Consider the following 24,118-nt stretch of genomic DNA (forward strand, 5'->3'; position numbering starts at 1 on the left):
CCGCGAGCAGGGGCGGCGATCACTTCCCAACCTCCGGAATACAAGCGCGACACCTCGGCTGAATGCTGATACAGTACTCTGCATAGTCATTCAACACGGAGGTTTCCAGTGGCTTATCAGGTCGCCGTGGCGGGTGCCAGCGGCTACGCCGGGGGCGAGGTGCTGCGGCTGCTCGCCGACCACCCGCAGCTCGACGTCGTCGCCGCGGGCGCGCACAGCAACGCCGGTGAGTACATCACCGCAGTCCACCCCCACCTCACCGCGTACGGCGACCGACGCTTCACCCCGACGAGCCCGGAGGCCTTCGAAGGCGCCGACCTGGTCATCATGACCCTCCCGCACGGCCAGTCGGCCGCGCTCGCCGCCCAGCTCCCGGCCGACCAGAAGATCGTGGACCTCGGGGCCGACCACCGGCTCGAGGACGCCGCGGCCTGGGAAGCCTACTACCCGGGCCCGCACGCCGGGACCTGGACGTACGGCCTGCCCGAGCTGCCCGGCCAGCGCGAGGCCGTCGCCGCCTCGACGCGGGTCGCCGCGACCGGCTGCTACGCCGTCGCCACCATCCTCGCGTTGCGGCCCCTGCTCGACGCCGGGATCGCCTCGCCCGAGGACGTGGTGGTTGTCGCGGCCTCCGGCACCTCCGGCGCCGGCAACGCCCCGAAGAAGAGCCTCCTCGCGAGCGAGGTCATGGGCTCGATGAGCGCCTACAAGGTCGGCGCGCACCAGCACGTGCCCGAGATCAAGCAGGCCTCCGGCGCCGCCTCGATCTCGATGACGCCGCTGCTGGCCCCGATGCCCCGCGGCATCATCTCCACGGTGACCGCCAAGGCCGCCGCCGAGGTCACCGCCGCCGATGTGCACGCCGCCCTGGTGAAGGCCTACGACGGGGAGCACTTCGTGCATGTGCTGCGCGAAGGCCAGTGGCCCTCCACGGCCGCCACCTACGGCACCAACGCCGTCCAGCTCCAGGGCACGGTCGACAAGGACTCGGGCCGGATCATCGTCACCTCGGCGATCGACAACCTCGGCAAGGGCGCGGCCGCGCAGGTCGTGCAGTGCGCCAACCTCATGCTCGGCCTCGACGAGGCCGCGGGCCTCACCGTGAACGGAGTGGCGCCGTGACGATCACGTCTCCCAAGGGCTTCCAGGCCTCGGGCGTCACCGCGGGCCTCAAGGCCTCCGGCAACCCCGACATGGCGCTCGTCGTCAACGAAGGCCCGCTGCAGGTCGCGGCGGGCCGCTTCACCGGGAACCGCGTGAAGGCCGCCCCGGTCAAATGGTCCCAGCAGGTCCTGAAGACCGGCGCGCTCAAGGCCGTCATCCTCAACTCGGGCGGCGCGAACGCCTGCACCGGCGCGCTCGGGTTCCAGAACACGCACGCCACCGCCGAGAAGACCGCCGAGGTCCTCGGTTGCGGCGCAGTCGAAGTCGCGGTCTGCTCGACCGGGCTCATCGGCGAGCAGCTGCCGATGGACAAGATCCTGCCGGGCGTCGAAGCCGCCGCGAAGGCCCTCGCCCCGGACGGCGGCCCCGCGGCCGCCACCGCGATCATGACCACCGACACCGTCGCCAAGAACGCCGTCGTCACCAGCCCCGCGGGCTGGTCCGTCGGCGGCATCGCCAAGGGCGCGGGCATGCTCGCGCCGGGCCTGGCCACGATGCTCGTCGTGCTCACCACCGATGCGGTCGTCGACGCCCCGCTCGCGGACGCCGCGCTCGGCACCGCCTGCCGGTACTCGTTCGACCGGCTCGACTCCGACGGGTCGATGTCCACCAACGACACCGTGCTCCTGCTCGCCTCCGGCGCATCCGGCGTCGAGGCCGAGGCCGACGAGTTCATCGCCGCGCTCACCGAGCTGTGCAAGGACCTCGCGCACCAGCTCCTGTCCGACGCCGAGGGCTCCACCAAGGACGTCGCCATCACCGTCTCGGGCGCCGAGGTCGAGGACGACGCCGTCGAGGTCGCCCGCTGCGTCGCCCGCGACAGCCTCGTCAAGACCGCCCTGTTCGGCTCCGACCCGAACTGGGGCCGCATCCTCGCCGCCGTCGGCACCTCCAAGGCGCCCTTCGACGCCGACGCGGTCGACGTGGCCGTCAACGGCGTGTGGATCTGCAAGGCCGGCGCCGCCGGGGAGCCGCGCGACCTCGTCGACCTCAAGGGCCGCGAGGTCACGATCGACATCGAGCTCCACAACGGCCCCGCCTCGGCCACCATCTGGACCAACGACCTGTCCCACGACTACGTTCACGAGAATTCGGCGTACAGCACATGAGCCTCACAGACGACCTGGCCCCGCACCTCCAGAAGGCCCTCGGCAAGGCCGAGACCCTCATCGAGGCCCTGCCGTGGCTCCAGCGCTTCACCGGCTCCATCGTGGTGGTCAAGTACGGCGGCAACGCCATGATCAACCCCGAGCTGCAGGCCGCGTTCGCCGCCGACATGGTGTTCCTGCACTACGTCGGCATCAAGCCCGTCGTCGTCCACGGCGGCGGCCCGCAGATCTCCTCCATGCTCGCGAAGCTCAACATCGCCTCCGAGTTCAAGGGCGGCCTGCGCGTCACCACCCCCGAGGCCGCCGACGTGGTCCGGATGGTCCTGGTCGGCCAGGTCGGCCGGGAACTGGTGGGGCTCATCAACAACCACGGCCCGTTCGCGGTCGGCATGTCCGGCGAGGACGCGCAACTGTTCACCGCCAAGCGGCGCTGGGCCGAGGTCGAGGGCGAGCGGGTCGACGTCGGCCGCGTCGGCGACGTCGCCTCCGTCAACACCGCCGCCGTGGACGACCTCATCGCCGCCGGCCGCATCCCGGTCGTCTCCACCGTGGCCCTCGACCACGACGGCGTCCTCTACAACCTCAACGCCGACACCGCCGCCGCCGCGCTCGCCGAGGCGCTCGGCGCGCAGAAGCTCATCGTCCTCACCGACGTCGAAGGCCTCTACGAGAACTGGCCGGACAAGGACTCGCTCCTGCGCCAGATCACCACCGACAAGCTCGCCGGCATGCTGCCGTCCCTCCAGGCCGGCATGGTCCCCAAGATGGAGGCCTGCCTGCGCGCCGTCAAGGGCGGCGTCCCCCAGGCGCACGTCATCGACGGCCGCGTCCCTCACTCCACCCTGCTGGAGATCTTCACGACCGACGGCGTCGGCACCATGGTCCAGGAGTCGAAATGACCTATTCGGAGCAGATCAAGACCCGGTACGAGGCCGCGCTCATGGGCAATTACGGCCTCCCGCCCGTCGCCCTTCGCGAAGGCGAGGGCCGCACTGTGACCGATGTGGACGGCAACACCTACCTTGACATGATCGGCGGCATCGCCGTTTCCAGCCTCGGCCACAACCACCCCGCGCTCGTGGAGGCCGTGAGCCAGCAGGCCGCCCGGCTCGCGCACACCTCGAACCTGTTCTTCCACGAGAAGGAGGTCGAGCTCGCCGAGAAGCTCCTCGAACTGTGGGGCAACGCCGGCCGGGTCTTCCTCTGCAACTCGGGCACCGAGGCCAACGAGGCCGCGCTCAAGCTCGCGATCCTCCACGGCGCGGGCGCCGGGAAGACGCGCATCGTCGCCACCGAGAACGGCTTCCACGGCCGCACCCTCGGCGCGTTGTCGATCACCGGCAAGGCCGCGATCCGCGAGCCCTTCGCGCCCTTCGGCCGCGATGTCGTGTTCGTGCCCTACGGCGACGCGGACGCGCTCAAGGCCGCCGTGGACGAGACCGTCGCCGCCGTCTTCCTCGAGCCCACCCAGGGCGAGACCGGCGTCGTCCCCTCCCCGGCCGGGTACCTCACGGCCGCCAGGGAACTCACCGCCGAGCACGGCGCGCTCCTGGTCCTGGACGAGATCCAGTCAGGGTTCGGCCGCACCGGCGCCTGGTTCGCCCACCACGCCGAGGGCATCGTCCCCGACATCGTGACCCTCGCCAAGGGACTCGGCGGCGGCGTCCCCATCGGTGCGGTGCTCGCCACCGAGGCGACGGCCTCGCTCTTCACCAAGGGGACCCACGGGTCCACGTTCGGCGGCAACCCGATCGCGTGCGCCGCGTCCCTCGCGGTGATCGACACGATCGAGCGCGACCACCTCTTCGAGAACGTCCTCGCCCTGGGCGAACGCCTGGGCGCACGCCTCACCGCCGACCCCCGGGTGACCGAGGTCCGCGGCCAGGCCCTGTGGCGCGGCATCAACCTCACCGAACCCGTCGCGGCCGAAGCGGTCGAGCGGCTCATCGGCCTCGGCGTGCTCGCCAACGCGCCCCGGCCCGACACGGTCCGGATCGCGCCGCCGCTCACGATCACCGAATCGGAGCTGGACGCCTTCTGCGACAAGCTCATCGAAGCCCTCGACCTCGTCATCCCCGCACCCGGAGGCCGACCGTGACCCTGAAGCACTCAGCTCCGCTGAAAAAGAAGCATTTCCTCAAGGACGACGACCTCACCGTCGCCGAGCAGGCCGAAGTCCTCGACCTCGCCGCGAAGATGAAGGCCGACCGCCACGGCTTCCCCGCGCTCGCGGGCCCGAAGTCCGTCGCGGTCGTCTTCGAGAAGCCCTCCACCCGCACCCGGCTCTCCTTCGACGTCGGCATCGCCGAGCTCGGCGGCCACTCGGTCGTGATCGACGCGCAGGCAACGCAGATGGGCCGCGGCGAGACCGTCTCGGACACCGCCCGGGTCCTCTCGCGGTACGTGAGCGCGATCGTCATCCGCACCTTCGGCGACGACCGCATCCGCGAGCTCGCCGCCCACGCGAGCGTCCCGGTCGTCAACGCCCTCACCGACGGCTGGCACCCGTGCCAGCTCCTCGCCGACCTGCAGACCATCGCGGAGCACAAGCCGCTCAAGGGCACGAGCATCGCCTACCTCGGCGACGCCGCGTTCAACATGGGCAACTCCACCGTGATCGCCTGCTCGATGGCCGGCATGCACGTCCGCATCGGCGCCCCCTCGGCCTACCAGCCCGCCCCCGAGGTCCTGGCCCGCGCGGCCGAGATCAACGCCGAGACCGGCGGTTCCGTGGTCCTCACCGAGGACCCGGTCGAGGCCGTGGCCGGCGCCGACGTCGTCTCGACCGACGCGTGGGTGTCGATGGGCATGGCCGACAACGAGAAGCGCATCCGGGAGCTCACGCGGTACCAGCTCAACGGCGAACTCCTCGCCCACGCCGCGCCGGACTCGATCGTCCTCCACTGCCTCCCCGCCCACCGCGGCGAGGAGATCACCGACGAGGTCATGGACGGCCCGCGCTCGCGCGTGTTCGACCAGGCCGAGAACCGCCTCCACGCCCAGAAGGCGCTCCTCGCCTGGCTCCTCAAGGAGCGACGACCGTGAGCCCGCACCCGTCGACCCACCCGCCGGCTCGCCGCGCTCGCCGTTCCCCGGACCGGAGCGAACGCCGATGAACCAGCCGACCACCAAGGCCGCCCGCCAGGCCCGCATCGTCGAGCTCATCTCGGGCAGCCCGATCCGCTCCCAGACCGAGCTGGCGAACCTCCTCGCCGCCGACGGCATCGAGGCCACGCAGGCCACGCTCTCGCGCGACCTCGAGGAGCTCGGCGCGGTCAAGGTGCGCGGCACCGACGGCGGCAGCGCCGTGTACTCGATCTTCGCGGAAGGCGAACGGCCCCTTCGCGACACCGAGATCGCCTCGGACCGTCTCCAGCGGCTCCTGCGCGAACTCCTCGTCGGCGCCGACCACTCCGGCAACATGGCCGTCCTGCGCTGCCCGCCCGGCGCGGCCCAGTACCTCGCCAGCGCCATCGACCGCTCCGGCCTCCACGACGTCATCGGCACGATCGCCGGTGACGACACCATCGCCGTGATCGCGCGCGACGGCGTGACCGGCGCGCATGTCGCCGACCAGATGCTGCACTGGGCGGGCAAGGGCCCCGACCCGTATGCGGTCCAAGACCACCAGCAATGACCATGAAGCACAGCAAGGGAGACGCCGCGTAATGGCGAAACTGTGGGGAGGCCGCTTCTCGGGCGGCCCGGCCGCCGCGCTCGAGGCTCTGAACGCCTCGATCGGCTTCGACTGGCGTCTCGCGCCGTACGATCTCAAGGCCTCGAAAGCCCATGCGCGCGTGCTCAACCGAGCCGGTCTGCTCACCGCCGACGAGCTGGAGCGGATGCTCGCTGCCCTCGACGGCCTCGGCGAAGACGTCGCGTCCGGCGCGTTCACCGGCACCATCGCGGACGAGGACGTGCACACCGCGCTCGAACGCGGCCTCGTCGAACGCCTCGGAGAACTCGGCGGCAAGCTCCGCGCCGGCCGCTCGCGCAACGACCAGATCGCCACGGACCTGCGACTCTACTGCCGCGACCACGTGCGCGGCCTCGCCGCCGACCTCACCGACCTCGTCGGCGCCCTCACCGAGCAGGCCGCCGGGCTCGTGGACGCGCCGGCACCGGGCATGACCCACCTGCAGCACGCGCAGCCGATCACCCTCGGGCACCAGCTCCTGGCCCACGCCCAGGGTCTCCTGCGGGACCTGGAGCGCCTGGGGGACTGGGACAAGCGCGCCGCGCTCTCCCCCCTCGGCTCGGGCGCGCTCTCGGGCTCGTCGCTGCCGCTCGACCCGGTCGCGGTCGCCGAGGAGCTCGGCTTCGACGCTCCCGTGGCGAACTCGCTCGACGGCGTCTCGGACCGCGACTTCGCGGCGGAGCTGCTCTTCGCGTGCTCGATGATCGGCATCCACCTCTCCCGCCTGGGAGAGGAGGTCATCCTCTGGTCGAGCCAGGAGTTCGGCTGGGTCACGCTCGACGACGCGTTCTCCACGGGCTCGTCGATCATGCCGCAGAAGAAGAACCCCGATGTGGCGGAACTGGCGCGCGGCAAGGCGGGCCGCTTCGTCGGCAACCTGACCGGTCTGCTGGTGACGCTCAAGGGCCTGCCGTTCACGTACAACAAGGACCTCCAGGAGGACAAGGAGCCGGTCTTCGACTCGCTCGACAACCTGGCGCTCCTCCTCCCGGCCGTCACCGGCATGGTCGCGACCATGAGGTTCAACGTCGAGGTGACGCGCGCCTCCGCCCCGACCGGATTCAGCCTCGCGACCGAGATCGCGGACTGGCTGGTGCGCAAGGGCGTCCCGTTCCGCAGCGCCCACGAGATCGCCGGGGCCTGCGTGGCCCACTGCGAGTCGCGCGGCATCGAGCTCCACGAGATCGCCGACGCCGACCTGGCCGGCATCTCCGAGCACCTCGACCCGGCCGTCAAGCAGGTCCTCGACGTGGACGGCGCCCTCGCCGGCCGCACCACGCCGGGTTCGACCGGCCCGAAGCCGGTCGCCGACCAGCTCGCGAAGGTCCGGGAGCAGATCGACGCCTGGACCAACTGGGCGAACTTACGGCTCGCAAGCTTCGCCGTGGGGTCGCAGTCCAAGTAGCCCAACGAAAAGCGGCCCGTGCGAAACGCGCGGGCCGCTTTTCGCGCGCCTAAGCGGGCGGGTAGAGGGAGATCATCCCAGCGCAGTGCTGGGAGGGCACGCCGGGAGCGCCGGTGGTCGGCTCGGTGCGGCAGATCGCCACGGTCACGTGGTCGATTGAGGTCGTCTCGTCGGCGGTGAGCGCGAACGCGTATCCGTACGACGAGTCGCGGGCCGGTGCGGCCAGGCGTTCCACGTCGAGCGCGGTGCCCTTGGCGTCGTAGGCGACGAACTCGAGGTGGCGCGCGCGGGGCTCTACGCCCAGGCAGATCCGGCCGTCCCTGAAGAACGTGGTCCAGGCCTTGCCGGTGAAGGCCACGGTCGGCTGCACGGCGATGTCGGCCCATTCGGCTTCTCCCGCTGTCGAGTAGCGGGTGCAGAAGTCCTCGCCGAGTGCTTCGGTCTCGTATCCGAGTGGTGTGGCGGCCGATGCCGGGCCGGCGGCCGCGAGGACGGCGAGCAGCGCCGCGAGGACCACCATGGCGGTCCTCGCGGCGCTGCGGAGTTTCTGGGGCGGGTGCATGGCGACTCCAGTCGTCCGAGGGGTGCGCTCCCAACCTCGCGCTCCGTTGTCAAATATGTACAGTCCTAAATATCCGTGAACTCCATGCGGCCGTCAAGCTCCTTGGCGAGCCGCCGCAGCCGCACCGCGGTGAAGACCGTGAAGAAGCCCCAGATGATCGCGAAGAAGCCGATCGTCACGACCAGCGCCACCGCGCCCTCGTCCGGGTTGAACAGCAGCACGATTCCCAGCACGACCCCGGCGAGGCCCGAGATGACGAACAGCCAGCGCCCGCCCGCGTCGCGCGAGAGCCCGAAGCCGCTCACGATCGAGCCGAAGCCGATCACGATCGCCCAGATCGCGATCAGGTACAGGAGCGCGAGTGCGCTGATCCCCGGCCAGAACAGGGCGATGAGGCCGGCGACCACGCCGAGCACGCCCATGGTGATGAGGATCCCGCGCCCGCTGGAGCGCCTGATCCCCATGGCGATGGCGGTGATCCCGTCGACCACGGCGTACGCGCCGAAGAGGATGACGAGCGCGAGCAGCGTGATCTCCGGCCAGAACACGGCCATGGCCCCGAAGACGATGGTGAAGACACCCCGCACCAGCACCCAGGCCCAATTCCTGGCGAGCAATTCCAGCATCGCAACCACCCCGTTCCACCTGCGATAACGTCTTTGAGCCGAGGCTAGACCCAACCGGACCGAGCGGCACGGCTTCTCTGAAACGCGACACCGTCGACACGCGGTACGTCACCGGCGACCTCGTCGACTTCCTGAAGCGCGAGGACATGGAGCAGGTCGAGTACGCCGTCGTCCGCTACCTCGGCGCCATGGCCTGAAGCGCGAGCGTTTCGCGCACGCCGGCCGATAGTCGCTTTACCGCGGCCCGGCAGGTGCATAGGCTGCGGGCGTGATTGATGCGTTGCGCGGGTTTCCGTCCGATCCGGCCGCTTTGGCGGAGCTGAACCATCGGGAAGCGGCCGGGTGGCTGCTCGCGGACGGTTGGAACGTCTGCGGGGTGGGGGACTGGGCGACGGTGTGGCGTTCGACTGACGGCGGATTGGCCGCGAGGGTGAGCCCGTTCGAGCCGGCCTATGCGGTCTTCGTGCGGCTGTGCCGGGCGCTTCCGGACAATCCGCTGCTGCCGCGGATCGAGTTGGACGCGCCGCTGGAGGGCGGCGGGCGGCTCACCGTCATGGAGCATCTGGCCCCGGCCGACCAGGAGCGGGCGGAGGCGGTGTGGAAGCGGTGGGACGAGGCCGATCCGGAGGATCCGATCGCGGCGGTCCGGGCGGCGGCGGAGCGGCTCGATGCCGAAGCGGCCGAAGCGGTCCCGTACTGGGGCGGACTCGACCGCAATCCGCGCAACGTGATGGCGACGGCGGCGGGTGAGCCCCGGCTGGTCGACCTGTTCTATGCCGAGGGCCTCGTGATCTACGGCGAGCTGCTGAAGGACCCGGCGGCGGTGCGGGCGCGGTTCCCCGCCGAGCGGCGGCGGTACATGGCCGAGATCGGCGCGGTCGTGCGCACGTCGCCGCCGGAGGAGCTTGCGGCGCTCAAGGCCGCGGCACAGGACTGAATGAGGCCCCGGCGCATCGCGCCGGGGCCTCGGGTTTCCTTCCTAGCGGGTCAGGGCCGGTTCGCGGTCCGAGGGCTTCGGCTCGGTCTCGGGTTCGACGGTGACGTGCGGCAGGGCGTTGTCGAGCCACTTCGGGATCCACCAGGCGCCGCGTCCCATGACCTTCATGACGGCGGGGACGAGGAGGCAGCGGATCACGAACGCGTCGATGAAGATCGCCACGGCCATGCTGATGCCGAACTGCTGGAGCAGGCGGGCGTCGTCGAGGATGAACGAGCCGAACACGGCCATCATGATCGCCGCGGCGGCGGTGACCACCCCGCCCGTGGAGGCGAGGCCGCGGCGGACCGCGACGAGGGCGTCGCCGGTGCGCTGCCACTCCTCCCGCATGCGGGACATGAGGAACACCTCGTAGTCCATGGAGAGGCCGAAGATGATCGCGAAGGACATCACCGGGAGGAAGGCCTCGACCGGGCCGGCCGGGATGCCGAACACGCCCTCCTGGAAGATCCAGGCGACGACGCCGAGGCTCGCGCCGATCGTCATCAGGTTGAGGATCGCGGCCTTCACCGGGATGAGGATCGAGCGGAAGACGACCATCAGCAGCAGGAGCGAGAGGCCCACCACGAACAGCAGGAACAGCGGGGCCTTCTCGATCATGATGTCGCTGAAGTCGATCGCGGCCGCGGTGGAGCCGCCGACGAGCTGGTCGCCGTCGACCGCGTCGAGTTCGTCGCGGAGCTCGTGGACGAGGTCGACGGTGGCCTGGTCGGCCGGGCCGGCGGTGCCGACCACCGTGGACATCCACAGGTCGTCGCCGATCGCGAACGGCGGCGACGCCAGCTCGACCGTGTCGAGACCGGAGAGCGTCTCATGCGCGGCGTTCGCCTCGGCCTCAGTGCCGTCGGTGACGACCATGAGCGGGCCGTTGAATCCTTCCCCGAACCCGTCGGAGAGCAGGTCGTACGCTTCGCGGCTGGTCGTGCCCTCCGCGTCGGTCCCGGCGTCGGCGAAGCCGAGGCGCAGGTCGAGCAGCGGGGTCGCGAGGGCCGCGAGCCCGGCGGTGACGACGATGATCGCCAGCCAGGCCCGCTTCTCCACGAACCGGGACCAGCCGACCCAGCGGGCGCCCGGCGCCCGCTTCGCCTTCGCGGCCCTCTTGCGGACGCGCTTCTCGATGCGCTTGCCGAACAGCGCCAGCAGTGCGGGCAGCAGCGTCACCGAGGCGAGCATCGTCACGAGCACCGTGAGCGCCACCGCGATCGCGACCGCCTGGAGCGATCCCAGGCCGAGCGCGAACAGGCCCATGAGGGCCACGATGACCACCGAGCCGGCGAACAGGACCGAGCGGCCGGCCGTGTCGAGCGCCGTCGCGGCGGCGGCCTTGCGGCTCGCGCCGCCCTGCAGCTCGGAGCGGAAGCGGGCGAAGATCAGCAGCGCGTAGTCCACGCCCACACCGAAGCCCACGAGGAACATGATGGGCGTCAGGAACGTCGGCAGCGTGACCACATGGGACACCAGCATGGAGAGGCAGAACGCGGTGCCCACGGCGAACAGGGCGGTGATGAGCGGCAGGCTCGCGGCGAGCAGGGACCCGAACATGAACACGAGGATCACCAGGGCCGCGAGCATGCCGATGCCCTCGGCCGCGCCGCCCCCGCCTTCACCGGCCTCGCGGATGACGTCGCCGCCGAGCGCGAACTGGAGGCCCTCGCCAGAGGCGTCCTCGGCCATCGGGATCAGGTCGGCGGCTTCGGCGGTGGTGCCGTCCCAGGTCAGGGTCGCGTACCCGACCGTGCCGTCCTCACTGACCGCGCCGTACTCGGCGAACGGGTCGTTCACGCCGGTCACGCCCGGCTCGTCGGCGAGGTCGGCCAGGAAGGCCGCGATCCGGTCCTGCTCGGCGGCGACCGAGTCGGCGCCGAAGACCACCTGCACGGTGGACTCGTTCGCTTCGGGGGCGCGCTCGTCGAGGAGGTCGGCGAGCTCCTGCGACTCGGTGCCGGGCATCGAGTTGTCGTCTTCGAAGGCGGAGCCGACCGCGCTGGACGCGCCGATCGCGGCGCCGAACACGAGGACCCAGAGGAGGAGTGCGATCAGCGGGCGGCGCTGCGTCCAATCGGACAGTCGCGCCATCGCCGAGGGCTTCGAGGCAAGGTGTGGTTCCATGCCGACAACTCTCGCGGTCGCACACGCCTCCCCGCATCGGCGCGGGAGTGGTACTCGCCCTACGTCCCTGGGATGAGGCGCCGCGCCGGGCCTACGTCACGGGTCGCATCGACTCGGTCGGTTCTGACCGGCGCTCATCGGGAACGTCCTTTCGGCTCGCTCGAGGACGGACGAATCGAACGACGCCGTGTTCGCGAAAGCACGCTATGTGACCGAAACGCATGATTAGGTGGTGGTGCAGTGCTGTGCAACGCATGGCTAGAGACGAGCGCCGTCCGTCCTCGCTGGACGGTAGAAACGGGGACCGAGAATGAAGGCAGGCCTGCGGAGACCTCAGTGGCGAAGGATCACTCCCGTGGTCGCCGTACCGGCGACCGTGGGTATCGTCGCCGCCCTGACCATGTCGCACCCAGGCGGCGCCCAGGCGCAGGAAGCACCGGTCGGATTGGGGACGGCCGCCGAGTACTCGGTTCTGGCGGGCTCGACCGTCACCAACACAGGGGACACCACTCTGGAGCAGAGCCTCGGCGTCAGTCCCGGCAGTACCGCCACCGGCTTCCCGCCCGGCACCGTCGGCGGCGAGACGCACCTGGCGGATGCGGATGCCGACCAGGCGAAGCTCGATCTCACGACCGCCTACAACGACGCGGCCGGACGCACCCCGTTCACCAACCTGGCCGCGGAATTGGGCGGAGAGGTCCTGACAGCCGGCGTCTATCGGATCTCAGCGGCGCAACTCACCGGTCAACTGACGCTCGACCTCGAGGAAGATCCCGAGGGCGTCTTCATCTTCCAGATCGACTCGACACTCATCACCGCGTCGGACAGCAGCGTCGTCTTCGTCAACGGCTCCTCGCCGTGCAACGTGTACTGGCAGGTCGGCAGTTCGGCGACGCTCGGGACCGGAACCGACTTCATCGGGAACATCATGGCCTCCGCATCGATCACGATGAACACCGGCGCGACGCTGGAAGGCCGCGCACTGGCGCAGACCGCTGCGGTGACGCTCGACACCAACACGATCACTGAACCGGAATGCGCACCGACGTCACCGCCGACGGACGGCCCGACCGACGGTCCCGGCGGGACTGACGGACCCGGCGGTCCGGGCGGGACTGACGGACCCGGCGGTCCCGGCGGCACCGGCGGGCCCGGTGGCTCGGGCGGGAACGGCGGTTCCGGTGGCTCCGGCGGGTCGACGTCCTCCGCCGATTCGGACAACGACGGCGCGGGCGCGGATTCGAATGATTCGGCCGGTTCCGGGAACGGTGACGGGCTGCCCACCACCGGCAGCGGAGTATTGACAACCGTCGTGAGCGCGGGACTCGCGCTCATCGCGGCGGGTGGACTGTTCGCGATCGTCGCACGACGCCGCGCACGACCGGAATGATCAACGCCGGCCGGTCCGTGTGCAGGCGGACCGGCCGCGCTTGAGCGCACCGGCTCCCGGCACCTCGGCCCATCCCTCCCCGAACGTCAGGCACTCCGTCTCCGGAGTCGGGTCACTCGCCGTCGGTCCAAGTCGGGCGCACCAGGCCCGATTCGTACGCGGTCACCACCAGCTGCGCCCGGTCGCGCGCCGAGAGCTTCGACATGATGCGGCTGACGTGCGTCTTCGCCGTCGCGGGGGAGAGGAACAGGGTCCCGGCGATCTCGTCGTTGCTCATCCCGGTGGCCACGAGCTTGAGCACCTCGGTCTCGCGTTCGGTGAGGGCGTTCAGCTTCGAGCTCGGCTCCGGCCGGGCGATCCGCCCGGCGAACTCGCCGATGAGCCGCCGCGTCACCTTCGGCGAGATGAGGGCGTCCCCGGCCGCGACCACCCGGATCGCGTGGATCAGCTCGTCCGGGTCGGTGTCCTTCACGAGGAACCCGCTCGCGCCCGCGCGCAGCGCCCGGTACACGTAGTCGTCCTCGTCGAAGGTCGTCAGGATCACGACCTTCACACCGTCGAGCTTGGCGTCCCGGCCGAGCCGCTCCGTCGCCTCCAAGCCGTCCATAGTGGGCATACGGATGTCCATGAGCACCACGTCGGGACGGTGCCGCCGCGCCAGCTCCAGGGCCTCGGCCCCGTCGCCCGCCTCCGCGACCAGGTCGATGTCCTCCTCGTCGCCGAGGATCGACGCGAACCCCGCCCGCACCAGCCGCTGGTCGTCCACCAGCATCACCCGGATCACCTGTCAACCTCCAGCGGCCACGTGGCCTCGACCGAGAAGCCGCCGTCGTCGCGCGGCCCCGCAGTGAAGGTACCGCCGAGGCTCTCGGCCCGCTCGCGCATCCCCGTCAGGCCATTGCCCGCCTTGGCGCCCTTGGCATCCCCGAGCCCGTCGTCGACGACCGCGACGGCCAGCGTCGACGTCCCGGTGACCACTTTGACCTGCACCCGCTTCGCCTTCGCGTGCCGCAGCACGTTCGTCAGCGACTCCTGCACCACCCGGTACGCCGCCGCGTCCACCGCCACCGGCAGCGCCGCGCTCCCGTCCACCCGCAGGTCCACCTCGAGGCCCGACGCCCGCGCCGCCGCCACCAGGGACGGCAGCTGCTCCAGGCTCGGCCCCGGCCCGGTCGGCGAGTCCTCCCCGGGCTCGCGCAGCACCCCGACCATCGCCCGCAGCTCCCGCAGCGACAACTGGCTCGTGTCCGCGATGACCTGCAGCGTCTCCTCGGTCCGGTACAGCGGGTCCTTGCGGAGCTTCCGCAGCGCCGCCGCCGTCTGCACGTTGATGAGCGACAGATGGTGCCCCACCGCGTCGTGCAGCTCCCGCGCGATCCGCAGCCGCTCCTCGGCCACGCTCCGCAGCTGCGTCTCCGCAAGCGCCACAGCCGTTTCGGCCCGGTACCGCCGGTAGTGCGCCACGACCGCGCCGATCGCCGGGACCGCGATGATCCAGCCGCCGAGCATGAACGTCTCGCTCTCGGTCATGTGCGCGAAGTCCGCCAGGATCTCCGAGATCACCACCGTCAGGAACACGCCCACCGCGATCACGCCCGCCGCGACCAGCCGCCCCAGCGCCGCGAGCGTGTACAGCGCGATCACGAACGCCAGCAGCATCGGCCCGTCGATCGACGACGCCGGGTAGTACACGATCGTGCAGGCCATCGTCAGCAGCGTCACCGCGAGCGGGAAGACGCTGCGGAAGAACAGGGCCGCGACCGAGGCGAACAGCACCACCCACGCCAGGGACTCGTTCAGCCCCATCGTGTCGCGCACCTGCAGCGTCCACTGCGTGAGCGTCCAGCCCAGCACGATCACGGCGTTGAGGACCCCGACGAGCAGGTCCATCCGGGAGACCGGGAAGCGGTTGAGCACGCCCCTAGCGTAGAGGAGCGCCCGGCGGCCGCCGGGCGCTCCGTGAACGCCTCTCCTTGAATCCGGCCGGGTGTCGGCCCGGCCGGATCCACCGCGCGGCCGCTCCGGCCGCCCTCATTGCTACTTCGCGAGCCCGGCGCGGCGCAGCGCCTCGGCCATCGCGCTCTGCGGCGCCGCCTGCTGGCCGCCGCGCTGCTGCGGCTGCCGCCGGCCGTTGCCCTTGCCGCCCTTGTTGTTCCCGCCCTGACCGCCTTGGCCCCGGCGCTGGCCGCCCTGCTGGCCGCCGCCCGCCTCGGGCTCGTCGTCCAAGCGCATGGTGAGGGCGATCCGCTGCCGCTGCAGGTCGACCGAGAGCACCTTGACTTTGACCACGTCGCCGGGCTTGACGATCTCGCGCGGGTCCTCCACGTACCGGTTGGCGAGCGCGGAGATGTGGACGAGGCCGTCCTGGTGGACGCCGATGTCGACGAACGCGCCGAAGGCCGCGACGTTCGTCACCGCCCCTTCGAGGAGCATCCCGGGCTCGAGGTCCGCGACCTTCTCCACGCCCTCCTTGAAGGTGGCGGCCTTGAACTCGGGGCGCGGGTCGCGGCCGGGCTTCTCGAGCTCGGCGAGGATGTCCGAGACCGTGGGCACGCCGAAGCGGTCGTCGGCGAAGTCGCCGGGCTTGAGCTTGCGGAGGGTCTTGGCGTCGCCCACGAGCGCGCCGATGGGCGCGCCGGTGGCGGCGAGGATGCGCTCGACCACCGGGTACGCCTCGGGGTGCACCGCGGAGGCGTCGAGCGGGTTGTCGCCGCCGGCGACCCGGAGGAACCCGGCGGCCTGCTCGAAGGCCTTGGGGCCCAGGCGCGGCACGCCGAGCAGGGCCTTGCGGTCGGCGAAGCGGCCGTGCTCGTCGCGATGCGCCACGATGTTCGCGGCGACGCTCTCGGAGAGCCCGGACACCTGCGACAGCAGCGGCACGGAAGCGGTGTTGAGGTCCACGCCGACAGCGTTCACCGCGTCTTCGACAACGGCCTCAAGGGATTTCGTGAGTTTGGACTCAGTCAGGTCGTGCTGGTACTGGCCGACGCCGATGTGCTTCGGCTCGATCTTCACCAGCTCCGCGAGCGGGTCCTGGAGGCGACGCGCGATCGAGACGGCCCCGCGCAGGGACACGTCCATGCCCGGGAGCTCCTTGGTCGCGTACGCCGACGCCGAGTAGATCGAGGCCCCGGCCTCGGAGACGACGATCTTCGACAGCTCCGCGACCCCGCTCATGGCCTTGATGAGGTCGGCGGCGAGCCGGTCGGTCTCGCGCGAGGCGGTGCCGTTGCCGATCGCGATGAGCTGCACGCCGTGCTTCTTGACGAGCGACGCGAGGGTCGCCAGCGAAGCGTCCCACTGGTTCTGCGGCTGGTGGGGGAGGATCGCGGTCGCGTCGAGGACCTTGCCGGTCGGGTCGACCACGGCCACCTTGACGCCGGTCCGGTAGCCCGGGTCGAGGCCCATCACGGTCTTCGGCCCGGCCGGGGCCGCGAGCAGCAGGTCCTTGAGGTTCGCGGCGAAGACCTTCACGGCCTCGTCCTCGGCGAGCTGCCACAGCCGCATCCGCAGGTCGACGCCGAGCTTGACGAGGATGCGGGTGCGCCAGGCCCACGAGACGGTCTTCGCGAGCCACGCGTCGGCGGGCCGCCCCGCGTCCCTGATCCCGAACTTCGCGGCGATCACGGCCTCGCAGTCCGCGCCGTCGACCTCCGATTCACCCGGTTCGAGCGCGAGCGACAGCGCCTCCTCCTTCTCGCCGCGCATGAGCGCGAGCACGCGGTGGGAGGGGAGGGTGGTGAACGTCTCGGCGAAGTCGAAGTAGTCCGAGAACTTCGCGCCCTTCTCCTCGGCCCCGTCGCGGACCTTCGAGACCAGCCGGCCCCGCTTCCACATGCGTTCACGCAGGTCGCCGATGAGGTCGGCGTCCTCGCTGAACCGCTCGGTGAGGATCGCGCGGGCCCCGGCGAGGGCCGCGGCCGCGTCCTTCACCTCCGCCTCGGGGTTGAGGAACCCCGCGGCAGCGGTCTCCGGGTCCTGTGAGGGATCACTCAGCAGCAGGTCCGCGAGGGGTTCCAGACCGGCCTCGCGGGCGATCTGGGCCTTCGTGCGGCGCTTGACCTTGAAGGGCGCGTAGAGGTCCTCGAGCCGCGCCTTCGTGTCGGCGGCGTCGATCTGCGCGGCGAGCGCTTCGGTGAGTTTCCCCTGCTCGGCGATCGATTCGAGCACCGCTTTGCGGCGGGCCTCCAACTCGCGCAGGTAACCCAGGCGCTCTTCGAGGGCGCGCAGCTGCTCGTCGGAGAGGCCCCCGGTGGCCTCTTTTCGGTACCGGGCGATGAACGGGACGGTGGAGCCGTCGTCGAGAAGCGCGACGGCCGAGCGGACTTGATGGGCGCCGACCGAGAGTTCCTCGGCGATGCGCTGATCGATAGCTTGAGCCACGGGAGGATTCTGCCAGAGCGCTGCGACAACATGGCCCGAAGCCGGAAGCCCCGACCCCCCGGTGGACGCTCGGTCGGGCATTGGGTAAAGTTCTATCCCGTCGCCGGGGGAACGGAAAAACCCCAGGAAGACATGCGGACGTAGCGCAGTTGGTAGCGCGACACCTTGCCAAGGTGTAGGTCGCCGGTTCGATCCCGGTCGTCCGCTCGGAGCTCGAAAGAGCGCTATCCCGGACGATTAGCTCAGCGGGAGAGCACTCCCCTGACACGGGAGAGGTCACTGGTTCAATCCCAGTATCGTCCACCGAAGCGAGAAGGCCCAGGTTCACACGGCTTGGGCCTTTCGCGTCAGGGTGGGTTGTCCGAGTGGTTAGGTAACGGCCTGCAAAGCCGTGCACACGGGTTCGAATCCCGTACCCACCTCCAATCAGATACGTGAGCCGAAGGCCCCGGAGCGATCCGGGGCCTTCGGCGTGCCAGTCGTCGACGGCGAGGGGAAGGCCCCGCCGACTCCGGCGGGGCCTTCTGCGAACGCCGGGCCTCAGCCCTTCGGGGCGATCACGTCGAAACCGCCCACGCCCGCCGCGGTCTGCGAGGCGGTGATGAGGTCGTCGACGGTGATCGTGTACGACGAGCCGCTGGCCGAGTCCCACACGTGGAACGCCGCGACCGGCCAGTTCGTGTTGCCGCCCGAGGAGTTGTAGCTCGCCGAGTAGCCGTAGATCATCATGTAGTGGCGCACTGAGGTGTCCGCGGAGGGATCGCCCCACGGCAGGTACCCGTACTGCACCAGCGTCGACGACGGCTGCCCGTTGTCGAGGTGCTCGCGGATGCGCTCGACCTGCAGCTCCATCGAGGTGCCCGAGGTCGAGGCCGAGTACCAGTCGTAGAACGAGTAGCCCAGGCCGGTCGGGACGTACGCGCCCCAGCCCGAGGCCATGTCCGCCGGGTACGTGAAGCCGTAGTCGTCGGTGTTGAGCGTGCCCGCGATGGTCGTCTGGCTGGGGGCGCTGCTGGCCCGCATCGTCATCGCCGCGGACTTGACCGTGGCCGGGCCGCAGTAGGTCGACTTCTCCTGCATGTACCCGATCATCGGCAGCCCGGTGACGCGCAGCTCCGGCTTGTCGGCCCCGTTCACGGTGACCGTCGCGTCGAGGATCGTCGCGCCGCGGCCGGCCACGTCGAGCCAGCCGGTGTAGCAGTCGCGTTTCACGTTGTCCCCGATGAGGTTCGACACGCATCTCGCATCGGACCACCCGTTCCCGGGCACGTACAGGTCCACCGCCGCTTGGACGGCGGCGTGCGAGGCGGCCCCGGAGGCGCGGTCGTACGAGACGGAGAGCCGGCCCCGGTACTTGGTGTTCGTGTAGGCGCCGTAGGTGCTCGACGGGGCGGTCACCCAGCCTTCGAGGCACAGCTGGTAGCTGAGCGACCCGGAGGTCTTGACCGAGGTGCAGATGTCGTCGTCGGGCGCGTCGCCGAACGTGGAGGTCGCGGTCATGCCCGTGCCGCTCGTCCAGTCGTCGCTGCCGTCCGAGACCGGCGAGACCACCGCGTAGATGTTCGGGTAGGTGTGGACGGTGCCCGGGTTGTTCGGGTCGAACGGGCCGACCATCTTCACCTGGTTGCCGTAGTTCCCCTCGATGGTGGTGATGAACCCGTTGACGGGGTTGACGTCCACGACGACGCCGATGTGGTCGGAGTCGTAGTAGCTGGTGCCGTAGAGGACCACGTCCCCGGGTTTGATGTTCGACTTCGAGGTCATGAGCCCGCGGTTCTTGCCCCAGGTCTCGAAGGTGCCCGAGTACGGGAAATACACGTCGATCCCGGCCTGCTTCCAGGTCCAGGAGGCGAACATCGAGCACCAGGGGTCGCCGCACTTGACGCCGCCGTTGCCGTACGGGTTGCAGTTGTCGCCCCACTCGGTCGTGCCGAGCTGCGAGTAGGCGGCGTTGACGATGTGGTCGCGCACTTCGGAAGTGGGGACCGAACCGGTGGAGGGGTTCGAGGGCACCGTCGGGTTCCCCGACCCGCCGCTCGGCTTCGGGTCCGAGTCGCACCGGTTCATGATGATGTCGGTGGAGCCGGTCGAGACGTAGTAGTCGGCGATCCACAGCCCGTCCGAGGTGCGGTCCCACACCGCGTAGCCGCCGTAGTTGAACTCGCCGTACGCCTGGCAGGTGATGGTCACATAGGACCCGGCCGGGTACTTGTCGAGCACGTACGTGCTCGTAAGGCTCTTGGAGTGGTAGCCGTTCAAGGTCTCCTTGACCAGGAACCGGTTCCCCGAGCCCGACGGGCTGTCGCCGTCGCAGGAGGTCATGACCATCGAGGACGATCCGGTGACGACGTAGTAGTCGGGAATCCAGAGGCCGTCGCTGGTGAGGTCCCAGATCGCCGAGCCGCCGTAGTTCACCTCGCCGTACGCCTGGCACATGATGGTGACGTAGGAGCCCTCGGTGTACTTGTCCCACACGCTGCCCGAGCTGAGCGACTTCTCGAAGTAGCCGTTGAGGTTCGTGCGGATCTTGAACTGCGTGCCCGCGCCGGACCCGCCGCCGATGCCGATCGAGGAGCACAGCGGGACGCCCGGGATCTGGCCCGAGGTGCCGGTGGTGACGTACGCGTCCGGCACCCAGTAGCCGTCGGTCGTGTAGTCCCACAAGGTGGAGCCGCCGGTGCTGATGCCCTGCGCCTGGCAGCGGATGTACAGCGAGGAGCCCTCGGGGTAGGCGTCGACGCGGACCCGGTCGTCGGGGTCGGGGCTGCCGCGCCCGTCGATGGCGACCTTCACCGGGTACGGCCCGGAGTTGGCGCCGCCGCTCGCGGGCGTGCCGTTGATGCCGATCGCGATGCACCGCGGGGCGCCCGCGATCATGCCCGACGTGCCGGTGGTGACGTACGCGTCGGGGACCCAGTAGCCGTCGGTGGTGTAGATCCACAGCGTGGACCCGCCCGCGCTCAGGCCGTAGTCCTGGCACTTGACGTACAGGCTCGCGCCCGCGAGGTACGCGTCGGTCTTGACCCGGTCGTTCGGGTCCATCGAGCCGCGGCCGTCGATCGCGGTGCTGGCCTTGAACGGGCCCGCGCTGAAGCCGACGCCCGTGGGCGAGCCGTCGATGCCGAGGTCGGAGCAGAGCGGCACGCCGGGGATGCGGCCCGAGTACCCGGTCGTCAGGTACGCGTCGGGGATCCACCAGTTCGCGGCGGTGTAGTCCCAGAGGGTGGAGCCGCCGGCGGCCATGCCCCAGTCCTGGCACTGGATGTAGACGCCTTGACCGGCCTTGTACCAGTCGGTGGCGGTGCGGTCGTTCGGGTCCATCGACCCGCGCGCGTCGATGTTGACCTTGGCCGTGTAGGGGCCGTACGTGGCCGCCTGCGCCGGCGCGGCGACGGCGATGACCGCCGCCATGCCCGCGACCAGCGCGGCGAGCAGCAGGGTCGCCCGTCTTCTGAAGTTGGACACACTGTCTCCTGACAGCGAGGGCCGGGCCGATGGGGTGGCCCGGCGGTCTGATGGGGAAGGTTGGGATCGGGGGTGTCGGGGTCAGGGGGACGGATGGGCCGGCCCCGGCGGAATCGAGCGGCCTGATCTTATGGCAAACGATGTCATCCCGTAAAGACCGGAAATATGAACATCCGTGCCCCCGCCCGCGCCGAGTGTTCACCGGCCCGCGGGGTATCCACTGCCTCAAGCCGAACGGCAGGGGGACGACCTGGCACGGCATCCCGGCGCCCAGGCATGGGTGCCCGAAGGCGCGGGGATCACCCGGCTGCGCGAGGCGGCCCGGTCCTGCGAAGGCTGCGACCTCTACCGCGAGGCCACGCAGACCGTCTTCGGCGACGGTCCGGAGGACGCCCGCCTGTTCCTCGTCGGGGAGCAGCCCGGCGACGTGGAGGACCGCGAAGGCGAGCCGTTCGTCGGTCCGGCCGGGCGCCTCCTCGACCAGGCGCACTGAAGGCACGGCAACGGCCCCAGGGGTTTCCCCTGGGGCCGTACGCTTCCGGTGCTTACTCGGCGTCCTCGGACGTCGCCTCGCCCTCGATCTCGACCTTCGGCTCCACGCCCTTGATCGGGATGCGCTGCGCCTGCGGGGCCGGCTTGACGGCGCCCGAGATGCGAATCGTCAGGAGACCGTCGGCGACCTCCGCGCTGAGCTGGTCGGCGGTGACGCCCTCGCGGAGCGTGAACTCGCGGCGGAACGTGCCGCCGGCGAGACCGCGCACGAGGTAGCGGTCGCCCTCGGCCGCTTCGCGCTGACGGCGCTCGGCGGTGATCGAAAGACGGCGGCCCTCGAGCTCGACCGTGACGTCCTCAGGGCTCACGCCCGGGACCGCGGCGGTGACCACGAGGTCTTCGCCTTCGGTGTAGACGTCCGAGCGGAGCGTGTACTGGACTGCGCGCTGGCCGAAACCGGCCCGAGCCAGGCGCTCGAACTCCCGGTCGAAATGCCGGAACGCCGCGTAAGGGTGCTGGTAGCGAACGATCATGATGGCTGTCTCCTTCCTCAGGATTAGCACTCGGTGGTGGAGAGTGCTAACGACCTATACGACGCCCGCCCCGATCCGAATATTTCGGCCGTGGCCCAGATCACGCGGCGAGCTTACGCGGTGGAGTCGCGCAGCGGCAGGTCCCACACCTGGTTCACCAGGTCGTCCTTCCCGAACATCCGCACCGGCTGCTCGCTCGTGAGCGTGAACCCCTCCTCCTCGTACAGCCGCCGGGCCGAGTGCAGGAGGTTCACGGTCCGCAACGTCATCGACGCGTAGCCGGTCTCGCGCGCGAACTCGACGCGCTGGCGCACCAAGAGCCTGCCCGCGCGCGGCGGGCTCGACCCACAGCAGCCGCAGTTTCGCGACCGACCCTCCCGCGTCGACGCACACGATCGAGCCGACCGGTTCGCCGCCGATCTCGGGGATCCAGCCCGCCTCCCGCGAGGGGTCGTGCCGCTCGGCGTAGTCGGCCACGATCCGCGCGACGAGCGCCTCGAACTCCTCGTTCCACCCGAACGGCTCCCAGTAGCCCTTCCCTTGGGTGTAGACGATCCAGCCGAGGTCGCCCGGCCGCAGCCTGCGCAGTCGAGGTGTGTCTATGTAGCGCCTCCTATGTCCGTTCCCGGTCGGTCTTCCTCGCTATGCGTCTGCGTACCACCAGGCGAGAGCCGCACCGATACCCGATTGCGCGCGCCGCGCGGCGGCGTCAGAATGGCGCGATGGAGATCGCCATCCGCCCCAAGCTCGACCGCGCCGACGTCGAGGCCCTCGTCCGCAAGCACCTCCCCGGCCCGATCGAGGTCACCGGCCATGAAGAGTTCAAGGACGGGTTCTTCAACGCCGCCCACGCCCTCGCGCTGGCCGACGGTCGCCACGTGGTCGTCAAGGTCGCCCCTGACAAGAGCCTGAAGCTGCTGCGATACGAGGTGGACCTCATGGCCACCGAGATCGAGTGCTTCGAGCGGGGCCTGGAGGCGGGTGTGCCGATGCCGGCGCTCCACTACGGCGACCCGGAGAGCGGCGTGATGATCATCGACCGCCTCAAGGGTGTCTCGCTGCCGAAGGCCCGGAGTGAGATGTCCGATGCGGAGTTCCTGGCCCTGCGCCGCGAGATCGGCGAGCTGAGCGCCCGCTTCGCGACGGTCACCGGAGAGCGGTTCGGGTATCCGCGCCGGAGCGGCCGCACGGTCGCCGACTCGTGGTCCGAGTCGTTCCTGGCGATGGTCGACGACGTGCTCGCCGACATCGCGGAGAACGGCTCGCCGCTGCCGCGCCCGGCCGAGGAGATCGCCGCGATCGTCCACGCCGAGAAGGCGCTGCTCGACGAGGTGACCCGGCCCGCGCTCGTCCACTTCGACCTGTGGGACGGCAACATCTTCGTCGAACCCGGCGAGAACGGCTGGCGCGTGGAGGCGTTCATCGACGGCGAGCGGGCGTTCTACGGCGACCCGATCGCCGAAATCGTGTCGATCACGTTCGGTTCAGAAGTGGAGCAGGCCGCTTCGGTCGAGGGCTTCCTGGGCCGGGAGATGACCCCGGGGGAGGAGCGGCGGCTCGCGCTCTACCGCGTCTATCTGATGCTCATCCTCATCGCCGAGTGCGACGTGCGCGGTTTCGAGGAGGAGCAGACGGTGGGCCAGCGCGGCTGGTCGACCGAGAGCCTGCTCAAGAACCTCGCGCTGCTGGAGGCCGACCGCCCTTAGTGGACGGCGTCGGCCTCGTGGTCGTCGGGGTCGGTGCGGGTCGCGTCCCGCTCCTTCGTGGCGCGGGCGAGGCCGTACGGCGGCATGTTGATGTACGAGGTGTCGTACTCGCCGGCCCTGACCTTGTAGAGCTCGTGCCAGAGGCCGACCTCGCCGTTGCTCTTGACGTTGCGGTTGAACCACTTCCAGAAGCCGCGGTGGGCGTGGACCTGCGAGTGCGCGTACCGCTCCAGGTGCTCCTCGCTGCGCCAGTACTGGACGACCATGATGACGCGGCCGCCGATCATGGTGCGCGAGTCGAGCAGGCCGAGGTCGGGGTCGGCCTGGAGTTCGCGGAGCATCCTCGGCATCGAGGTGAACACCGGCCACCACTTGCCGAACTTCCAGAACTTGTTGATCCGCATGCCGACTGTGAAGACGACGAGGTCGTCCTCGTAGTCGACCACGACGCGACCGGGCCTGACCTTCGCCACGTGGAGT

At 70.2% G+C, this 24,118-nt stretch carries 21 protein-coding genes and 3 tRNA genes; 14 read left to right on the forward strand and 10 right to left on the reverse strand.

What is annotated here, in order from left to right:
• Positions 1 to 108: 108 nt before the first annotated feature.
• From argC to argH, 7 genes are all read left to right on the forward strand, one after another.
• Positions 109 to 1,122 (forward strand): N-acetyl-gamma-glutamyl-phosphate reductase, encoded by a 1,014-nt coding sequence (gene argC / locus J5V16_RS01300; RefSeq protein ID WP_208494148.1) that lies wholly within the window; start codon positions 109 to 111, stop codon positions 1,120 to 1,122.
• Positions 1,119 to 2,273 (forward strand): bifunctional glutamate N-acetyltransferase/amino-acid acetyltransferase ArgJ, encoded by a 1,155-nt coding sequence (argJ, locus tag J5V16_RS01305; protein ID WP_208494149.1) that lies wholly within the window; start codon positions 1,119 to 1,121, stop codon positions 2,271 to 2,273. Before argC ends, argJ begins: the two co-directional genes overlap by 4 nt.
• Positions 2,270 to 3,172 (forward strand): acetylglutamate kinase, encoded by a 903-nt coding sequence (argB, locus tag J5V16_RS01310; RefSeq protein ID WP_208494150.1) that lies wholly within the window; start codon positions 2,270 to 2,272, stop codon positions 3,170 to 3,172. Before argJ ends, argB begins: the two co-directional genes overlap by 4 nt.
• Positions 3,169 to 4,371 carry an acetylornithine transaminase gene (locus J5V16_RS01315; protein ID WP_208494151.1) on the forward strand — a complete coding sequence of 401 codons (1,203 nt, stop codon included), beginning with the start codon at positions 3,169 to 3,171 and terminating at the stop codon, positions 4,369 to 4,371. Before argB ends, J5V16_RS01315 begins: the two co-directional genes overlap by 4 nt.
• Before the next feature lie 2 nt (positions 4,372 to 4,373).
• The gene (argF, locus tag J5V16_RS01320; RefSeq protein ID WP_243900653.1) at positions 4,374 to 5,318 is read left to right on the forward strand and encodes an ornithine carbamoyltransferase; all 945 of its coding nucleotides are present in this window, start codon (positions 4,374 to 4,376) and stop codon (positions 5,316 to 5,318) included.
• A 67-nt stretch (positions 5,319 to 5,385) separates the two neighbouring features.
• Complete coding sequence (locus J5V16_RS01325) at positions 5,386 to 5,910, forward strand: arginine repressor (protein ID WP_208494152.1); 525 nt, start codon at positions 5,386 to 5,388, stop codon at positions 5,908 to 5,910.
• 31 nt (positions 5,911 to 5,941) lie between these two features.
• The gene (gene argH / locus J5V16_RS01330; RefSeq protein WP_208494153.1) at positions 5,942 to 7,375 is read left to right on the forward strand and encodes an argininosuccinate lyase; all 1,434 of its coding nucleotides are present in this window, start codon (positions 5,942 to 5,944) and stop codon (positions 7,373 to 7,375) included.
• A 49-nt stretch (positions 7,376 to 7,424) separates the two neighbouring features.
• On the opposite strand, the gene J5V16_RS01335 is transcribed toward argH, so the two are convergent.
• Positions 7,425 to 7,937, reverse strand: coding sequence for a hypothetical protein (locus tag J5V16_RS01335; protein ID WP_208494154.1), 513 nt, complete (start codon positions 7,935 to 7,937; stop codon positions 7,425 to 7,427).
• A 65-nt stretch (positions 7,938 to 8,002) separates the two neighbouring features.
• Positions 8,003 to 8,563, reverse strand: a complete 561-nt coding sequence (locus J5V16_RS01340; RefSeq protein WP_208494155.1) for an HdeD family acid-resistance protein — start codon at positions 8,561 to 8,563, stop codon at positions 8,003 to 8,005.
• 268 nt (positions 8,564 to 8,831) lie between these two features.
• On the opposite strand from J5V16_RS01340, the gene J5V16_RS01345 reads away from it, so the two are divergent.
• Complete coding sequence (locus tag J5V16_RS01345; RefSeq protein ID WP_208494156.1) at positions 8,832 to 9,500, forward strand: hypothetical protein; 669 nt, start codon at positions 8,832 to 8,834, stop codon at positions 9,498 to 9,500.
• A gap of 42 nt (positions 9,501 to 9,542) precedes the next feature.
• On the opposite strand, the gene J5V16_RS01350 is transcribed toward J5V16_RS01345, so the two are convergent.
• The gene (locus J5V16_RS01350) at positions 9,543 to 11,669 is read right to left on the reverse strand and encodes an MMPL family transporter (protein ID WP_208494157.1); all 2,127 of its coding nucleotides are present in this window, start codon (positions 11,667 to 11,669) and stop codon (positions 9,543 to 9,545) included.
• Between the two features lie 355 nt (positions 11,670 to 12,024).
• Here J5V16_RS01350 and J5V16_RS01355 point away from each other — a divergent pair, with 355 nt between their 5' ends.
• Positions 12,025 to 13,059, forward strand: a complete 1,035-nt coding sequence (locus J5V16_RS01355; protein ID WP_208494158.1) for an ice-binding family protein — start codon at positions 12,025 to 12,027, stop codon at positions 13,057 to 13,059.
• Positions 13,060 to 13,171: 112 nt separating this feature from the next.
• On the opposite strand, the gene J5V16_RS01360 is transcribed toward J5V16_RS01355, so the two are convergent.
• The 3 genes from J5V16_RS01360 to J5V16_RS01370 all read right to left on the reverse strand — a co-directional run bounded on the left by J5V16_RS01360 (position 13,172) and on the right by J5V16_RS01370 (position 17,442).
• Complete coding sequence (locus J5V16_RS01360) at positions 13,172 to 13,843, reverse strand: response regulator transcription factor (RefSeq protein ID WP_307792833.1); 672 nt, start codon at positions 13,841 to 13,843, stop codon at positions 13,172 to 13,174.
• Positions 13,840 to 14,976 (reverse strand): sensor histidine kinase, encoded by a 1,137-nt coding sequence (locus J5V16_RS25295; RefSeq protein ID WP_208494159.1) that lies wholly within the window; start codon positions 14,974 to 14,976, stop codon positions 13,840 to 13,842. Before J5V16_RS25295 ends, J5V16_RS01360 begins: the two co-directional genes overlap by 4 nt.
• A 120-nt stretch (positions 14,977 to 15,096) precedes the next feature.
• Positions 15,097 to 17,442: a Tex family protein gene (locus J5V16_RS01370; protein WP_307792834.1), complete on the reverse strand. Its 2,346-nt coding sequence runs from the start codon at positions 17,440 to 17,442 to the stop codon at positions 15,097 to 15,099.
• A 134-nt stretch (positions 17,443 to 17,576) separates the two neighbouring features.
• Here J5V16_RS01370 and J5V16_RS01375 point away from each other — a divergent pair.
• From J5V16_RS01375 to J5V16_RS01385, 3 genes are all read left to right on the forward strand, one after another.
• Positions 17,577 to 17,649: transfer RNA gene (locus tag J5V16_RS01375), tRNA-Gly, on the forward strand.
• A gap of 24 nt (positions 17,650 to 17,673) precedes the next feature.
• Positions 17,674 to 17,745, forward strand: a tRNA-Val gene (locus tag J5V16_RS01380).
• 48 nt (positions 17,746 to 17,793) lie between these two features.
• Positions 17,794 to 17,867, forward strand: a tRNA-Cys gene (locus tag J5V16_RS01385).
• Between the two features lie 115 nt (positions 17,868 to 17,982).
• On the opposite strand, the gene J5V16_RS25300 is transcribed toward J5V16_RS01385, so the two are convergent.
• Positions 17,983 to 20,907, reverse strand: a complete 2,925-nt coding sequence (locus tag J5V16_RS25300; protein WP_208494161.1) for a C39 family peptidase — start codon at positions 20,905 to 20,907, stop codon at positions 17,983 to 17,985.
• Positions 20,908 to 21,187: 280 nt separating this feature from the next.
• Between J5V16_RS25300 and J5V16_RS24825 the strand changes: the two genes are divergently transcribed.
• Positions 21,188 to 21,400 carry a uracil-DNA glycosylase family protein gene (locus tag J5V16_RS24825; protein WP_307792835.1) on the forward strand — a complete coding sequence of 71 codons (213 nt, stop codon included), beginning with the start codon at positions 21,188 to 21,190 and terminating at the stop codon, positions 21,398 to 21,400.
• Between the two features lie 52 nt (positions 21,401 to 21,452).
• Here J5V16_RS24825 and J5V16_RS01400 read toward each other — a convergent pair whose 3' ends face one another.
• Positions 21,453 to 21,932 carry an Hsp20/alpha crystallin family protein gene (locus J5V16_RS01400; RefSeq protein ID WP_208494162.1) on the reverse strand — a complete coding sequence of 160 codons (480 nt, stop codon included), beginning with the start codon at positions 21,930 to 21,932 and terminating at the stop codon, positions 21,453 to 21,455.
• A 113-nt stretch (positions 21,933 to 22,045) separates the two neighbouring features.
• A complete protein-coding gene (locus J5V16_RS01405; protein ID WP_208494163.1) occupies positions 22,046 to 22,246 on the reverse strand; it encodes a hypothetical protein in 201 nt (66 codons plus the stop codon).
• 408 nt (positions 22,247 to 22,654) lie between these two features.
• Between J5V16_RS01405 and J5V16_RS01410 the strand changes: the two genes are divergently transcribed.
• The gene (locus J5V16_RS01410; RefSeq protein ID WP_208494164.1) at positions 22,655 to 23,638 is read left to right on the forward strand and encodes a phosphotransferase family protein; all 984 of its coding nucleotides are present in this window, start codon (positions 22,655 to 22,657) and stop codon (positions 23,636 to 23,638) included.
• Here the strand turns inward: J5V16_RS01410 and J5V16_RS01415 are convergent.
• Positions 23,635 to 24,111, reverse strand: coding sequence for a DUF4188 domain-containing protein (locus J5V16_RS01415; protein WP_208494165.1), 477 nt, complete (start codon positions 24,109 to 24,111; stop codon positions 23,635 to 23,637). The genes J5V16_RS01410 and J5V16_RS01415 overlap by 4 nt on opposite strands.
• Positions 24,112 to 24,118 lie beyond the last annotated feature (7 nt).

The sequence above is a fragment of the Glycomyces niveus genome, assembly GCF_017592475.1.
Classification (GTDB): domain Bacteria; phylum Actinomycetota; class Actinomycetes; order Mycobacteriales; family Micromonosporaceae; genus Glycomyces; species Glycomyces niveus.